17 protein-coding genes are annotated in these 14,609 nt (G+C 64.4%); 9 read left to right on the top strand and 8 right to left on the bottom strand.

Translation table 11 applies throughout. The annotated features are described in order from the left end of the window. Positions 1-6 precede the first annotated feature (6 nt). Positions 7-504: a MaoC family dehydratase gene (locus E3T39_RS10160; RefSeq protein ID WP_134514956.1), complete on the top strand. Its 498-nt coding sequence runs from the start codon at positions 7-9 to the stop codon at positions 502-504. After that, positions 501-1,424 (top strand): HpcH/HpaI aldolase/citrate lyase family protein, encoded by a 924-nt coding sequence (locus tag E3T39_RS10155; RefSeq protein ID WP_134514954.1) that lies wholly within the window; start codon positions 501-503, stop codon positions 1,422-1,424. Before E3T39_RS10160 ends, E3T39_RS10155 begins: the two co-directional genes overlap by 4 nt. A gap of 89 nt (positions 1,425-1,513) precedes the next feature. Here E3T39_RS10155 and E3T39_RS10150 read toward each other — a convergent pair whose 3' ends face one another. Next, a complete protein-coding gene (locus tag E3T39_RS10150) occupies positions 1,514-2,017 on the bottom strand; it encodes a glutathione peroxidase (protein WP_134514952.1) in 504 nt (167 codons plus the stop codon). A 294-nt stretch (positions 2,018-2,311) separates the two neighbouring features. On the opposite strand from E3T39_RS10150, the gene E3T39_RS10145 reads away from it, so the two are divergent. Both E3T39_RS10145 and E3T39_RS10140 read left to right on the top strand, forming a co-directional pair. After that, positions 2,312-2,530 carry a hypothetical protein gene (locus tag E3T39_RS10145; protein ID WP_134514950.1) on the top strand — a complete coding sequence of 73 codons (219 nt, stop codon included), beginning with the start codon at positions 2,312-2,314 and terminating at the stop codon, positions 2,528-2,530. A gap of 277 nt (positions 2,531-2,807) precedes the next feature. Continuing rightward, positions 2,808-4,493 (top strand): ribonuclease J, encoded by a 1,686-nt coding sequence (locus E3T39_RS10140; protein WP_134514949.1) that lies wholly within the window; start codon positions 2,808-2,810, stop codon positions 4,491-4,493. Positions 4,494-4,563: 70 nt separating this feature from the next. On the opposite strand, the gene E3T39_RS10135 is transcribed toward E3T39_RS10140, so the two are convergent. Then, entirely contained in the window at positions 4,564-6,177 is a 1,614-nt protein-coding gene (locus tag E3T39_RS10135) for a peptide chain release factor 3 (protein WP_134514947.1), read from the bottom strand. Between the two features lie 327 nt (positions 6,178-6,504). Between E3T39_RS10135 and E3T39_RS10130 the strand changes: the two genes are divergently transcribed. After that, on the top strand, positions 6,505-7,524 hold the full coding sequence (locus E3T39_RS10130; protein ID WP_241979647.1) for an aldo/keto reductase: 1,020 nt from the start codon (positions 6,505-6,507) through the stop codon (positions 7,522-7,524). 7 nt (positions 7,525-7,531) lie between these two features. On the opposite strand, the gene E3T39_RS10125 is transcribed toward E3T39_RS10130, so the two are convergent. Continuing rightward, the gene (locus tag E3T39_RS10125; protein ID WP_134514945.1) at positions 7,532-8,122 is read right to left on the bottom strand and encodes a TetR/AcrR family transcriptional regulator; all 591 of its coding nucleotides are present in this window, start codon (positions 8,120-8,122) and stop codon (positions 7,532-7,534) included. A gap of 211 nt (positions 8,123-8,333) precedes the next feature. Between E3T39_RS10125 and E3T39_RS10120 the strand changes: the two genes are divergently transcribed. Then, positions 8,334-9,677, top strand: a complete 1,344-nt coding sequence (locus E3T39_RS10120; protein WP_134514943.1) for a M16 family metallopeptidase — start codon at positions 8,334-8,336, stop codon at positions 9,675-9,677. Between the two features lie 64 nt (positions 9,678-9,741). Continuing rightward, positions 9,742-10,344, top strand: coding sequence for a histidine phosphatase family protein (locus E3T39_RS10115; protein WP_134515746.1), 603 nt, complete (start codon positions 9,742-9,744; stop codon positions 10,342-10,344). A gap of 37 nt (positions 10,345-10,381) precedes the next feature. Here E3T39_RS10115 and E3T39_RS10110 read toward each other — a convergent pair whose 3' ends face one another. Continuing rightward, entirely contained in the window at positions 10,382-10,885 is a 504-nt protein-coding gene (locus E3T39_RS10110; protein ID WP_134514941.1) for a GNAT family N-acetyltransferase, read from the bottom strand. 56 nt (positions 10,886-10,941) lie between these two features. Here E3T39_RS10110 and dapB point away from each other — a divergent pair, with 56 nt between their 5' ends. Both dapB and E3T39_RS10100 read left to right on the top strand, forming a co-directional pair. Then, the gene (gene dapB / locus E3T39_RS10105) at positions 10,942-11,706 is read left to right on the top strand and encodes a 4-hydroxy-tetrahydrodipicolinate reductase (protein ID WP_134514939.1); all 765 of its coding nucleotides are present in this window, start codon (positions 10,942-10,944) and stop codon (positions 11,704-11,706) included. Continuing rightward, on the top strand, positions 11,703-12,146 hold the full coding sequence (locus E3T39_RS10100) for a tetratricopeptide repeat protein (protein WP_134514937.1): 444 nt from the start codon (positions 11,703-11,705) through the stop codon (positions 12,144-12,146). Before dapB ends, E3T39_RS10100 begins: the two co-directional genes overlap by 4 nt. Positions 12,147-12,153: 7 nt before the next feature. On the opposite strand, the gene E3T39_RS10095 is transcribed toward E3T39_RS10100, so the two are convergent. From E3T39_RS10095 to E3T39_RS10080, 4 genes are all read right to left on the bottom strand, one after another. Further along, positions 12,154-13,044 carry a TIGR01777 family oxidoreductase gene (locus tag E3T39_RS10095; protein WP_134514935.1) on the bottom strand — a complete coding sequence of 297 codons (891 nt, stop codon included), beginning with the start codon at positions 13,042-13,044 and terminating at the stop codon, positions 12,154-12,156. Between the two features lie 9 nt (positions 13,045-13,053). Further along, positions 13,054-13,485, bottom strand: coding sequence for an OsmC family peroxiredoxin (locus E3T39_RS10090; protein ID WP_134514933.1), 432 nt, complete (start codon positions 13,483-13,485; stop codon positions 13,054-13,056). A gap of 143 nt (positions 13,486-13,628) precedes the next feature. Further along, positions 13,629-14,108, bottom strand: coding sequence for a DUF4395 domain-containing protein (locus E3T39_RS10085; RefSeq protein WP_134514931.1), 480 nt, complete (start codon positions 14,106-14,108; stop codon positions 13,629-13,631). Then, complete coding sequence (locus tag E3T39_RS10080; protein WP_134514929.1) at positions 14,101-14,550, bottom strand: TlpA family protein disulfide reductase; 450 nt, start codon at positions 14,548-14,550, stop codon at positions 14,101-14,103. The genes E3T39_RS10085 and E3T39_RS10080 overlap by 8 nt, the downstream gene beginning before the upstream one ends. Positions 14,551-14,609: the final 59 nt, after the last annotated feature.

The following is a 14,609-nucleotide window of genomic DNA, read 5'->3' as shown; positions in this document are numbered from 1 at the left end:
AAGCGGATGACCGACCCCGGTACCCCGGAACGCCACCCGGTGCAGCAGCGCGGCCTCTACTTCGAGGAGTTTGATCTCGATGCGCTCTATCAGCACCGCCCCGGTCGCACCGTGACCGAATCCGACAACGTGCTGTTCACGACGATGACCATGAACACGCAGGCGTTGCATCTCGACGCGGCCTGGTCGGCCACGCAGCCGTTCGGCGAACGCCTGGTGAATTCCATGTTCACCCTCTCGACCATGGTCGGCAGCTCGGTCGCGCAATTGACCCAGGGAACGATCGTGGCGAACCTGGGATTTTCGGACGTAACGTTTCCGCATCCGCTGCACCACGGTGACACCCTGTACTCGGAGAGCATCGTCACCGACAAACGCCTGTCGAAGAGCCGCCCGGGTCAGGGCATCATCACGCTCGAGCACAGGGGACGCAACCAGGACGGCGTTGTGGTGGGTACGGCCGTGCGCACCGTGCTGGTCTGGTGCAGGGATGCCGCGCAATGAGCGGCCCGTTCGACGGCGACCCGTTCGGTGGGGAAGCGTTCGACTCGGACTTTGACCCGGCCGGCCCCGATCCGTTCGACGACAGTCCTGCCGGGCTCAGTCCCTTCACCCCGGCACCGTTCACGCTTGGCCCGGCTCTGCTGTTCTGCCCGGCCGACCGGCCCGAGCGCTATTCGAAGGCGGCCGAGCGTGCAGACGCCGTCATCCTCGATCTGGAGGACGCCGTCGCGCCCGAGGCCCGGGCCGCTGCGCGGCGCGCGCTGATCGAGCATCCGCTTGAGGCAGCGCGCACGATCGTGCGCATCAATTCGGCTGACACGACCGATTTCGCACTCGACCTGGCCGCGCTTGAGCGCACAGAGTACCGCGACGTCATGCTCGCTAAAACTGTCAGCGCCGGCCAAGTCGGACGCCTGGCGGACTACCGCGTGATCGCCCTGTGCGAAACCGCAGCCGGCGTCGTCTCAGCGACGGAAATCGCCGCCGCACGTAACGTTGTCGCGCTCATGTGGGGGGCCGAAGATCTCGTCGCCTCGCTCGGTGGTACCTCTAGCCGGTTCGCCGATGGAAACTACCGTGACGTCGCCCGCTACGCCCGCTCCCAGGTGTTGTTGGCCGCTCGGGCCCACGACAAGGCCGCGATCGACGCCGTACATCTCGATATCACCGACACGGCCGGCCTCAAAAACGAGGCAGCGGATGCCGTCGCGAGCGGCTTTACCGCCACCGCCTGCATCCACCCCAGCCAGGTTGAGGTCATTCGCGCCGCCTACCAGCCGACCGCCGCCGAAGTGGACTATGCCCTCGGACTGCTCGAGGCCGCCGCGAGTGCCCGGGGTGTCTTCCAGCATGAAGGTCGCATGATCGACGGCCCTGTGCTGCGCCACGCCGAGGCCGTGCTGCGCCGGGCCGCACGCTGAAATTCTCTGGGCCCATGCTATGAACGTGGGCCCAGTTTACAAACTGGGCCCGGGGACGGGGCCAGGGCCCCGTCCAAAAAAATGTGAGGTCAGGCGGCCTTGGCTGCCAGCACCTTTTCGATGGCGCCGACGATTTCGGTCGACTCCGGCTCCACTGCGGAGGCGAAGCGGTCCACGATCTCGCCGGTCGGTGTCACCAGAAACTTCTCGAAGTTCCACTTGATCAGTCCGGGCAGCAGGCCCCGCTTAAATTTTGTCAGCTCCGCATAGAGCGGATGCTGCTGCTTGCCCCGCACATCAACCTTGGCCGTCATCGGAAAGGTCACCCCGTAGGTCATGCCGCAGAACTGGGCAATGTCTGTTTCAGTGCCGGGTTCCTGGCCCATGAACTGATTGCTCGGTAATCCCAGCACGACCAGCCCGTCGTCCGCGTAGCGCTGATAGAGGGCTTCCAAACCGGCGTACTGCGGGGTGAAGCCACACTTTGATGCGACGTTGACGACAAGAACCGTTTTACCTTCAAAGGCGCCGAAGGTGGTATCCGTTCCATCGATGAGGGTGAGGGGGATGTCGTACAGCGCAGAAGAAGTCATTCGAAAACAGTATCGATGCTGAATCCAAGCTGCCTGCACAGTCCCTGTGTAGATCGTGCGTTTCCCCCAACGGGTGACACGGTCACGTAGTCTTATATCACCTTAGAAGTCATGGCGGTCCATTAGCGGACCCGGACTTCTCAGCTCGCGCGGCGCAGCGCATACTTCCCGCCGAACGGGCCAACACCCCAGCTTCACTCGAACCAGTTCCCCAGAACGAATTGGAGTGATCTGTGACTAGTCATTGCTCTGGATCCCAGTCGGCATCCGTCAGTAGATCGCACCAGGAGCATCATGAATTCTTACGTCTCGCACACCAGCGAAAGCACCATCCGTCCCAACGAATACATTTCTCAGAGCATTAGTCGAGTGGTCACGGGCAGCGGGTACGTCAGCGGAACCGCGCAGCACCGTGACGCCGGCGAGTACGTATCGCACCGCACCGTGACCGTGCCGGTCCGCGCTGTACAGCCCGAGATGGCCGGCAGCAGGCACTTGGCCGCGGCAGCGTAACGCGCCTCGGTTCGGCTACTGCCGAAATCGAAAAAAGGGACTCCGCCAAGCGGAGTCCCTTTTTTGTCGTATTCGACAACGGCCCGGTGGCATCGAAATGCTGATCGTCGACGCGCCGGTAGACTACAGACGTGCCTGGCCGGTATTTTGCTTGCCCGCCCGACACGACACGAGGTACGCGTACGCGCAAAAGCCCCTCAACGCCGGCTTTCCGTATGCCCGAGCTCGGTCCCCACACACCTGGACATGCAGTACCGCAGACAACGAAATGAGATTCATGAATAACCACTACCTCGACCTGAGCACTCCGCCGGCACTGCCGGCTCGCGGCATGCGCATCATCCCGCTCGGAGGTCTCGGCGAGATCGGCCGCAACATGACCGTCTTCGAACACAAGGGAAAGCTGCTCATCATCGACTGCGGCGTTCTCTTCCCCGAAGACAACCAGCCCGGCATCAACGTGATCCTGCCCGACTTCACGGCCATCCGGGACCGCCTGCAGGACATCGAGGCCATCGTGCTCACCCACGGGCACGAAGACCACATCGGAGCCGTCCCCTACCTGCTCAAGGAACGCGGCGACATTCCCGTCGTCGGCTCCAAGCTCACCCTGGCCTTCCTCGCCGCCAAGCTGCAGGAGCACCGCCTCAGCCAGAACTTCATCGAAGTGAAGGAGGGCGAGCGTCGCACCATTGGCCAGTTCGACCTCGAATTCATCGCCGTCAACCACTCCATCCCCGACGGCCTGGCCATCGCCATCCGCACCGAAGCCGGCCTCGTGCTCGCCACCGGTGACTTCAAGATGGACCAGTTCCCGCTCGACAAGCGCCTCACCGACCTCGGCGCCTTCGCACGCCTGGCCGAAGAGGGCGTCGACCTGTTCATGACGGACTCGACCAACGCCGAGGTCCCCGGCTTCACCACCGCCGAGAAGGACATCGGACCGGCGATCGACACCGTGTTCCGCACCTCCCCGCGCCGCATCATCGTGTCGAGCTTCGCAAGCCACGTGCACCGTATCCAGCAGGTCATCGACGCTGCCGTCAAACACAACCGCAAGGTGGCCTTCGTCGGCCGCTCCATGGTGCGCAACATGGGCATCGCGAGTGAACTCGGCTACCTGAACATTCCCAAGGGTCTGCTCGTCGACATGAAGGCGCTCGAGCGCATGAAGGACGACAAGGTCGTTCTCATCTGCACCGGTTCGCAGGGCGAGCCGATGGCCGCCCTCTCGCGCATGGCGAACCGCGAGCACGTCATCAAGATCGGCGAGGGCGACACCGTGCTGCTCGCGAGCTCGCTGATCCCCGGCAACGAGAACTCCATCTACCGCGTCATCAACGGCCTGATCCGTTGGGGCGCCAACGTCGTGCACAAGGGCAACGCCAAGGTGCACGTTTCCGGCCACGCCAGTGCCGGCGAGCTCGTCTACTGCTACAACATCGTCAAGCCGGTCAACGTCATGCCGATCCACGGTGAATGGCGTCACCTGACGGCCAACGCCGATCTCGCTATCGCGACCGGCGTCCCTTCCGACAACGTCATCGTCGTCGAAGACGGCGTCGTCGTGGACCTCATCGACGGCCAGGCCAAGGTCACCGGCCGGGTCGTCGCCGACTACATCTTCGTCGACGGGATGACCGTCGGTGGCGCATCCACTGCCGCGATGGAAGACCGTCGCAAGCTCGCCGAAGACGGCACCATCACCATCCTCGGAATCCTCAACGCCAAGACCGGCACGCTCTCCGAGCCCGTCGAATTCCTGGCGCGCGGATTCGTGCACGATGACGAGTGGGTTAAGGGTGCGACCAAGGTCATCGATGAGGCCATGAAGGCCGCGAACCGCATCAAGATCGTCGACGGTGCCGAGCTCGAAGACCTGTTCACGCAGTCGGTGAGCCGCTGGATGAACCGCAAGTACCGTCGCAGCCCGGTCATCACCTCCGTGGTCGTCGACGCGTAACCAGCACCGACAGACACAAGAAAGGCCGCATCCTCCATGAGGATGCGGCCTTTCTTGTTCATCGAAGAAGTTACATGAAGTCGTCGGCCGTGGCGTTTGCGATGTCGATCAGCACGAGCTTCGGGTTCTCCTTGATAATCGCCTGCAGGCGCCACGGTGTGCTGAACAGGGCGAGCAGTGTGCCGTCGGAGCGGGTGAACACTTCCACCTGGCGGGTGCCGGCGAGCACGAGCGCGCTTTCTTTGTCGGTCTTGCGGGCCACCTGGTATGGGAGTGCTTCCATGCGAATGTCGGCGTGAAAATCGTGCACCATGCGGTCTTCGACGACCTCGAACTGCATCGGCCCGACAGCTCCGAGCACGGGTGCCTGTTCGCCGCGCACCTCGGAGCGCATCACCTGGATGATGCCCTCATGGTCGAGCTGGTCGATACCGCGACGAAACTGCTTGTGCTTGCTGCTGTCGACCGGGCGAATCGCCCGAAAATGTTCGGGGGAGAACAACGGCAGGGGCGGAAACTCTACGCGTTCGTCTTCGAAGATCGAGTCGCCCACCCGCAGCGCCGACGCGTTCACGAGCCCGACGATGTCGCCAGGCCAGGCCTGGTCGGTCACGGTGCGTTCCTTGCCGAACAACTGTTGGGCGTACTTGGTCGCAAAGGGCCGGCCGGTCGCCGCATGGGTGACGACCATGCCGCGGCGAAATTCGCCAGAGCACACGCGCACGAAAGCCACGTGGTCGCGGTGCGCCGAGTTCATGCCGGACTGCACCTTGAAGACGAACCCGGAGAACGGCGAGGTGACCTTGCGCGGGTTGCCGTCGATATCGATGCGGGCTTCAGCGGGTGGCGCGAATTCCACCAGGGTGTCGAGCAACTGCTGCACCCCGAAGTTCGCCACTGCGGCGCAGAACAGCACGGGTGTGGTCTGGCCGTCGAGAAACAGTTCGGAGTCGTGATTTTGGGATTCCGCGTCGAGCAGCTCCGACTCTTCGACAGCGGATGCCCAGGCCGGGCCTTCCTCGATCGCCGCGTCGGCCGCATCCAACCGCACCGATTCGGCCACGGTCGCGCCGCCCGCGGTGCGGGTGTAGCGCAGAAAATCACCGGAACGACGATCGAGTACGCCGCGCAGGTCGCCGGCTTCGCCGACCGGCCAGTTCAGCGGGGTCGGTAGCAGGCCGGTGCGGGTTTGGATCTCGTCCATCAGGGCCAGGGGAGTGTCGCCAGGGCGGTCCCACTTATTGATGACGGTAATCACCGGGAGCCCGCGCTGTTTACAGACGGCGAACAGCTTCATGGTCTGGGGCTCGAGGCCCTTGGCGGCGTCGACGAGCATGACCGCGGCATCCACCGCGGAGAGCACCCGAAAGGTGTCCTCGGAGAAGTCGGCGTGACCGGGGGTGTCAACCAGATTGATCACGGCGTCGTGGTATTCGAACTGGATCGCGGCGCTCGTCACCGAAATACCACGGGCCTTCTCCATCTCCATCCAGTCCGAGACGGTGCCGCTGCGACCGGCCTTGCCGTGCGTGGCGCCGGCCGAGGTGATCGCGCGGGCGTGCAGCAGCAGGGCTTCGGTCAGGGTGGACTTGCCGGCGTCGGGGTGGGAGATCACGGCGAAGGTGCGGCGACGCAGAGCCTCGCGGGGAACCTGGGGGTTTGGCACGTCGGCGACGGTGGTCATGGCTGCTTTCCTGCGGCTGATTCGGGCAGGATACCTCGCCGACCGACCGATTTTCTATTCGATGGCAGGCGGCCCAGGGCGGATGTGCACCCGCACAGGCAGCCCAGTTTTCGCGCAACTACCAGTCTAACAAATCAAGAACGTGTCAACTGGCAGCCGACAGCTACTGCCTCCTATTTGGCCGCCACGGACGTACATTTTGGTAACGGTTTAGCGTGCCGCCGCGAAATGTCGGTGGCCTCGCCTAAGGTCGGGCCAAGAGCAATTTACCAAGAGAAAACCCGGCAGAAACGAATGGTCCGGCGAGCACCCCTGGAGGAGGACGCAATGCCCCGACAGGTGGTCTCGTCTTCGCTCGATGCGATGTCGGTCGACCGTTCGCGGCTGGCCGAAACCGACCAGGCCGAGACCACGGTCGGTGCGAGCCCGGTTCTCCGGCAGATTGCGGGAACCGAGCTGCGCGTGCATCCACTGGCCCTCGGCTGCAACGCCTTCGGCTGGACGGCCACGGGTGAAGCGTCCAAAGCCATTCTCGACGCGCACCGCGACTGCGGCGGCAACTTTCTCGACACCGCTGACAGCTTCGCGGCCGGGCGCAGCGAAGTAATTATCGGTTCGTGGCTGCGTTCTCGAGGTGCTCGGGCCGAGACTGTTCTGGCCACCAAAATCGGCCGGAATCTCGACAATCCCGGACTGACCCAGCGCAGTATTGTCGCCGCCGTCGAAGCCAGCCTCATTCGGCTCGGCACCGACTACCTTGACCTGCTCTACTTTCACTTCGACGACAAAACCGTCGCCCTCGAAGAGAGCCTCGTTGCCGTGGACGTCCTCATGCGCGCCGGCAAGGTGCGTTATCTCGGGGCAAGCAACTTCACCGCGGAACGCCTTATGGAAGCCAGGGTGCTGTCCGCCCTCGGCCTGCCCAAGTTCGTCGCCGCCGAAACGCCGTACAACCTCGTGCATCGCGCCGAACTCGAAAAAGACGTCGCGGTCGTGGCCCGCGCCCAGAATCTGGCGCTGATGCCCGGCTTTGCCCTGGCCCACGGTTTTCTGGCCGGTGCTTTTCGTACCAAGGCGGATGTCGCCGGCACCGCCCGCGGACAACTCGCCAAGGTGTACCTCAATCGTCGTTCGCTGCGGGTACTGGCCGTGGTCGACCGTATCGCCGCCGCACAGGGCGTAGCGCCGGCGTCGATCGCCCTGGCCTGGCTGCTGGCCCGGCCCGACGTGGTGGCGCCGGTCGCCGGCGCAGGCGAGGCCGATCAGGTGCAGTCTCTGGTCGCGGCGGCGAGCATCCGCCTCGGCCGCAATGACCTGCTCGATCTCGACCGGGTGTCGGCCGACTAAAAGTTGGTTAGGCGCCGGATTCGCCGAGCACGCGCTGGATAGCGCGCAACAGGGCAGTGTGGGCGCCGATCGGGTCGCCGAGATTTGCACCGGCAAAGGCACCATCGCGGGCCAGAAAAAAATCGTCGGCGGCGTCTCCGGGCCGGGCATGGCCCATCCCGCGGAACATGTCCTCGATCGATCGACCGTACCAGTCGCGATGTGCAGAGACGGCCTGGCGCACTGGGTGGGCCGGGTCGGTGAACTGTGCGGCGGCGTTGATAAACGGGCAGCCGTGGAAGCCTCCGCGAATGACCTGGGCGGAGATCTCATTGACGACGCCGCGCAGCCGCTGTTCCGGGGTGTCACAATGCGAGTCGAGGCTGGCGAGAAAATCGCGCGCCAAACGGTCCCGGCTCTGAAGGTACACAACGATGAGGGCGTCCTTCGAACGGTAGTACTTGTAGAAGGTTGCCTTGGTGACCTTCGACTCGCTGATAATGCGGTCCACACCTACGGTGTGTACGCCCTCGGTATAGAACAAACGGTCGGCAGTGGCGAGGATACGCAGCTTGGCGTGCGTCGCCGGTCGAACGGCGTCAACTGTCAGCGTAGTCATGCGTCACTCCTTTGTTGAGGGTCCGCGAGCGGTCCCGCATGAACGCAAATCCGGTGTTTTCCCGGTCGGCTTCCAGACTGTAACACACCGTAGACAGACCAGTCTGGTGTAATCGACCGCACGGACCGTTCCGGCCAAACTGGGGGTAGCTTGGCGAGTTCGAATGCGGGAGCCGGTAGCTCCGATCGTGTCTTGTAAGGTTGTTGATGATATGAACGGTGCCGTCGACTTTCCCCTAGACCAGGCCGAACTCTCGTTTCGGGCCGCCGGTGATGCCCTGGTGCGTCGCACCGTTCTGCCGAGCGGCGTGCGCATCCTGAGTGAGCAGGTGCCGGGTGCCCGCAGCCTCACCATCGGCTACTGGGTCGCCGTCGGTTCCCGCGACGAACAACCGGGTCACTTCGGCTCCACTCACTTTCTCGAGCACCTGTTGTTCAAGGGCACGCCGACGCGATCCGCTCTCGACATTGCCATCTCTTTTGACGCGGTGGGCGGCGAGCACAACGCTATGACCGCAAAGGAATACACCTGCTACTACGCCAAGGTGCAAGACCGCGACCTCGGTATGGCCATTGATGTTCTCACCGACATGCTGACCTCCTCAAAACTGGATGCCGGTGAATTCGAAACCGAGCGCGGCGTCATTCTCGAGGAACTCGCCATGGCTGACGACGACCCGGCAGACGTCGCCAATGAGCGATTCTTCGAAGCGGTCCTGGGGAAGCATCCGCTCGGCCGTCCCATCGGCGGCAGCGCCGACGACATTCGTGGTGCGTCCCGCACGGCAGTGTGGGAGCACTACCAGGCCAACTATCGCCCGCAAGACCTCGTCGTCACGGTCGCCGGCGCCGTCGACCACGACTCGCTGGTCGCCGCCGTTACCCGAGCCCTCGAACGTTCCGGCTGGGACCTCAGTATTCCCCAAACCCCGGTCAGCCGTCGGGGCGGCGTACCAGCCGAGATCCACCAGGGCCGAGCCCTGACCATCGTCAAACGCCCGCTGGAACAGGCGAACCTGCTGCTCGGTATGCCCGGCCTGCTGGCGACCGACGACCGCCGCGTCACGATGAGCGTGCTCACGTCGATATTTGGCGGGGGAATGTCGAGCCGGCTTTTTCATGAAGTGCGGGAGAAGCGCGGACTGGCCTATTCGGTCTACTCATTCGCGCCCGGCTACTCGGATGCGGGACTGTTCGGTATGTATGCCGGATGCACGCCGGCCAAGGCCGGCCAGGTCGCCGAACTCATGCTCAGCGAGCTGCACCGCCTCGCCGATGGCGGTGTCACCGACGACGAGATGCGGCGGGCGTCTGGCCAGCTGAGTGGAGCGTCGGCCCTCGCTTTGGAAGACTCGGACACCCGAATGTCTCGGCTGGGTCGGTCCGAGATAACCCTCGGCGAGTTCGCCGATCTCGACGAAGCGCTGCGCCGCCTCGCGCTGGTTACCGCGACAGACGTGCAGGAACTGGCAGCGGAACTGGCGAGCGGCTCGGTGTCGATCTCAGCGGTCGGAGCCTTGGAAGACGACGCGTTCGCGGCCATCCTTCCGGGCTGACCGGCCGTTATTCGCTTCTGCACCATCCCGCCTGGCCGGGTTCCGAACTTCGAAATGGACGATGATGCCCCAGTACATCTACCTGGTACGCCACGGCGAACAACAGGATGCCGAACACGGCCTGCACGACGGCCCCTTATCGCCGCGCGGCAAACGCCAGGCGCTGCTGATCGCCGATCGTCTGAGTGGGGTTCCGTTCACAGGCGCCTGGCACTCGCCGCTGCAGCGGGCCGCCGAAACCGCCACCATTATGGCGGAACGCCTTCCAGCGCTGCACAGCGAGCCGTCGGCACTGCTGTTCGACTGCATTCCCTCTGGCCGGGCGGCCGAGACACCGTCGGCCTACGACCCGTTTTTCGGTTCGGTCACCGAAGACGAGATCGCGGCGGGACGTGCACAGATGGAAGACGCCGTCGCTGAATTTCTGCAACCGCGCCGCAGCCAGCGGCACGACCTGCTGATCACCCACAATTTCGTAATCGCGTGGTTTGTTCGGGAGGTGCTCGGAGCTCCCGACTGGCGCTGGGTCGGAATCAATCAGGCCAATTGTGGTCTCACCGTGCTGCAGCAAAAACCAGGCCGACCGTGGACGCTCGTCACCCACAACGACCTCGGCCACTTGCCGGTCGAGCTGCGTACCGGGCTGCCGGAACCGCTGATGTTCTAAAGCCTCACGAGCGGGCAGTAGTTAGTTTGCGCTGTAGTTAGTTCGTGCTGAGCCGTTTGCGATACCAGTGTGTCGCATTGGGGTTGTCGTTATACGAGGGAGTGCTCTCATACCCGGTGCTGTGATAGAGCGCCCCGGCCGTGGACAGGCTCGCGTTCGTGTCGAGCACCATTTCGGCGGCGCCCAGGTCGCGCGCCCGGCTCTCGAGCTCGGCCAACAACATTCGCCCCCAGCCGCGCCCGCGGGCGCGCGGCTGGATCCACAAATGTTTGACCTCGAAGCAGACCGGTTCGCTCTCGGCGTTCTCCAATCGCCGGATGCCTCCGCACCCGACATACGCGCCGCCAGAGTCATCTCCGGCCTGGCCATCGAGTACCACGAGGAACACGCCCCGCGGCGGCACGAATTGCTCCGCGACTGGATAGGTCGGGTGGTAACTGCCGTGGGACTGTCGAAACGACAGCTCGGGGCTGCGGAAGTATTCGGTCAGCAGGGCGAGGGCGGCGGCGTCCGCTACCGAGACGGCGTGAAACTGGGGCATCTGCCTAGGTTATTGCGCGGGCACGTGCTGACGCGATCAATTGGTAGATTGGTTTTATGACAACGACGGTGGCCATTATTGGAGCGACGGGCAAGATGGGCCGTCTGGTTTCCGACCTGATCGACCGAACCGAGGGCTTCGAGGTTGTTGCCCGCCTCGATTCCCACAGTGAGCTGAACGAGATGCTTGGGGCGCAGGTCGCCATCGACCTGACCCGGCCCGACGTGAGCCGTAGCGTCGTCGATTTTGCGACCGAGCACGGTTTGCGGGTGCTCGTCGGCACTTCGGGCTGGACCCAGGAAGATATCGATTCTCTCGCCCGACGCCTCGCCGGCCGGGACGACACCGGCGTGATCATCATTCCGAATTTCTCGATCGGATCGGTGCTCGCCACGGCCTTCGCCGCCCTGGCTGCGCGGTTCTACGACTCCATCGAGATTGTCGAAGCTCATCAGCCGTCGAAGGTTGATTCACCATCGGGCACGGCGGTGCGAACCGCCGAACTGATCGGCCGGGCGCGCGCTGCACTCGGACCGGTCTCCGCGCCGCACACGGATCAGCGTGCCCGCGGCCAGCAGGTCGCGAGCGTTCCCGTGCACAGCCTGCGCCTGTCCGGCCTACTTGCCCGGCAAGACGTCCTTCTCGGCGGCACGGGCGAAACCCTCACGATCAGCCACAACACCCTGTCACCGAGCGCCTATGAGAGTGGCATCCTGCTCGCACTCGAGGCCGCACGAACCATTAGAGGTGTGACGGTCGGCCTCGACCAGATCGTCGACCTGGGATTCGTTACGGCTGCCAGCGAAGGAGCCTCCAAGTGAAGGGCAAGATCGCTGTCGTTGTCATGGCGGCTCTGCTCGTCTTCTACCTGGTGTTGGTCGGCGTACGAGCGGTGCTCTTCATTCAGAGCGGGGAACCGGTCGGCATCGCCATCGGCCTTGCCCTTCTCCTCCTGCCGCTGATCGGTTTCTGGGCGCTGGCGCGCGAAGTGGCTTTCGGCATCCGCTCGGAACGCCTGGTACGTGAGCTCGATGAGCAGGGCGGCCTGCCCGCCGCCGACGTGCCGGTGCGACCGAGCGGCCGGCCATACCGGGACGCTGCCGACGAGCAGTTCCCGGCGGCGCAGGCCGCGGTAGAAGCCGAGCCAGAGAACTGGCACGCCTGGCTCCGCCTCGGCCTCGCCTACGACGCCTCCGGCGATCGCAAGCGCGCTCGCGGGGCGATCCGCACCGCGATCAGCCTCGAGCGCAACCCGAAGTAGCCGCGGGCTACGGCTGCCGGAGCATCCAGGCGATCGCGGTAGCTGGCGTACGGTGAGCAAACTCGAACCCGTCGTCCAAAAGTTTCTGGGCACTCACCTGCTGGTCGGCGAGTAGCAGTTGGCGGGCGGCGTCCTGGAGCAGTAGTGTCAAGACCTGCTCGGGCACCGGCAGGAAAAACGGTCGGTGCAGCGCCGTGGTGAGCGCCTTGATGATGTCGTTCGACGTAGCCGCGGATGGCCCGACGAGGTTGACCGGGCCGGAGAGCGTCGAGGTGAGCAGATGAAGGATGGCCGCAGCCTCGTCGTGCAGGCTCACCCAGGCCCAATGCTGATTCCCGCCGCCGAGTGGTCCCGCGAGACCGAGTTTGGCCAGGGGCAGCAGCGGTTTCAGTGCGCCGCCCTTGGCGAGTACGAGGCCGGTGCGTAACGTGACAACCCGGGTCGGTTCCGGAGCGAGCCGGGCTGCAGCCTCCCATTGGTTGACGACATCGGCCAGAAAATCGGTCCCGACCGTGGACGTCTCGCTCAGGATCTCCCCGGGGCGATTGCCGTACACGCCCACGGCGGAACCGTTGAGCAAAACAGTCGGGGGAGTGGCGGCCTGCCTGAGCGCGTCGGTGATCGTGCGGGTGGCGGCAAGGCGCGAGCTCAGGATTTCCTTGCGATAGCCCGACGTCCACGGCAGTCGCGCCAGTGACGCGCCCGACAGGTTGACGACAGCATCGATGTCATCCAGAACGTGAGCGTCCAGGGCATGGGCAGCCGGGTCCCACCGAATCTCGTTCTTGCCAAGGGCCTCCCGCCGTACCAATCGCACGGGAGTGTGGCCGGCCGCGGCCAGCTGCCGGCTGAGTTCCCGGCCGATGAGGCCGGACGCTCCGGCGATCAGAACGCGCACGTCGGTGCCCTAGGCCAGTTCTGCCTCGATGGTGATGGGGATGCCCGCGAGTGCTTTAGAGATCGGGCAGTTGTCCTTGGCGTCTTGGGCGAACACCTCGAACTCAGCTTCGGTCAGGCCGGGAATCTTGGCGCTGACCAGCAGGTGGCTTCCGATAACCCCGGTGCCGGCCGCAAAAGTCACGGCGGCGGTGGCCTGGATGCTCTCCGGAGTGTGGCCGGCCGAAGCGAGGGCGTTGGCGAGTGCCATGGAGAAGCAGGCGGCGTGGGCGGCGCCGAGCAGTTCCTCCGGGTTAGTCGTCTTCGACACTCCCTCAGCGCGGGCCTTCCAGTTCACCGAGAATTCGGCGGCGTGCGAGGAGTCGAGGGTGACGGTGCCGGTGCCGGTCGAAAGATCGCCGGTCCATACTGAGGTTGCTTCACTCGTGAGCGTCGTGGGCATGGTGTTACCTCCAGGTGATTGGCTTCCACCCTAACTGGCCGACCTGCACCGCGAACACCTCCCGTCTGGGAAATGCCTGAGAGCCAGCCGACACGTGAAGGCAGCGCGAGATCGGATCTGCCGGTCGGGTCGGAGAGAGCTGATCAGACGTTCTCGACGGTTCGACCACCGCGGTTGAGCACGCCGGATCGAAGAAGAAACAGGTAGATCTGGCAGCCGAGGCAGTAGTCGAAGACCGCATTCAGAAAGGCAGCGACGAACGCCGCGGCCGCAGCGATTCCGACAGCGCCCGGTACACCGGCCAAGCCCAGAATGAGTCCGACCAAGGTCACGGCCAGGCCAACGCCCTGCGCGAAAGTGGGCGGGGCCGCGTCTTCGAGTTCAGTCGGCGGGGCGAGGCGCGGCCGCACGAATTTCTTGAACAGGGCGCCGTACGGATGCCGACCGGCGCCGGCCAATGCACCCCACGCGAATAACGCGGTTATTGCTGCTAGCAGTACCAGCGCGGCAGCGGATGCCCCGGTAAGCGATAGGAACACCACCATGAGCAACAGCACGGCCGTCAGACCTGCCCCGAATCGGGGTCCGCGCGGATCGAGCCGGGCGCGAGGTGTCTTAGACATGAGAGCTCCCGAGTGTGGTGTTCTGCGTGATCGAATCAAGGGTCGCGCCAACGTCGGCCCGAGTGGGAGCGCCGCCCACGCGGGCCCGCACCCGACCGGACCCGTCCAGAATCAGGGTCGTCGGGGTTTGCAGAACGGCGTACCGGTTGGCGAGATCGGGGCGGTGGGTGAGATCCACTTCCACGTGAACCACCCCCGGGCGTTGCTCGGCGATAGCGCCCAGCAGACGGCGGGTACCCGGGCAGCGAGCGCACAATTCGGTCGAAAACTGCAGCAGGGTGGCGGCAGGGCCGAAGGCGACCGTGGCGGCAACATCCGCTGCAATGATGACGTCGCCGGAAAAACGAGCCACTCGTCCTTGACGGGCTCGCCAAACAAGGCCAAGAACGGTCGTGGCAGCCAACAGGGCGAACAGGAGTCCGATCGCTTCGAGTGGGTTCATAATGTCAACGGTACGTGCGCGCAGTCCCGTTCGGGGGACTGTGACGAGACATTACGACT

This window comes from Cryobacterium suzukii, assembly GCF_004403185.1.
Lineage (GTDB): Bacteria > Actinomycetota > Actinomycetes > Actinomycetales > Microbacteriaceae > Cryobacterium > Cryobacterium suzukii.
The sequence above is the reverse complement of the archived record's forward strand: the minus strand, read 5'-3'. Positions and strand labels throughout refer to the sequence as shown.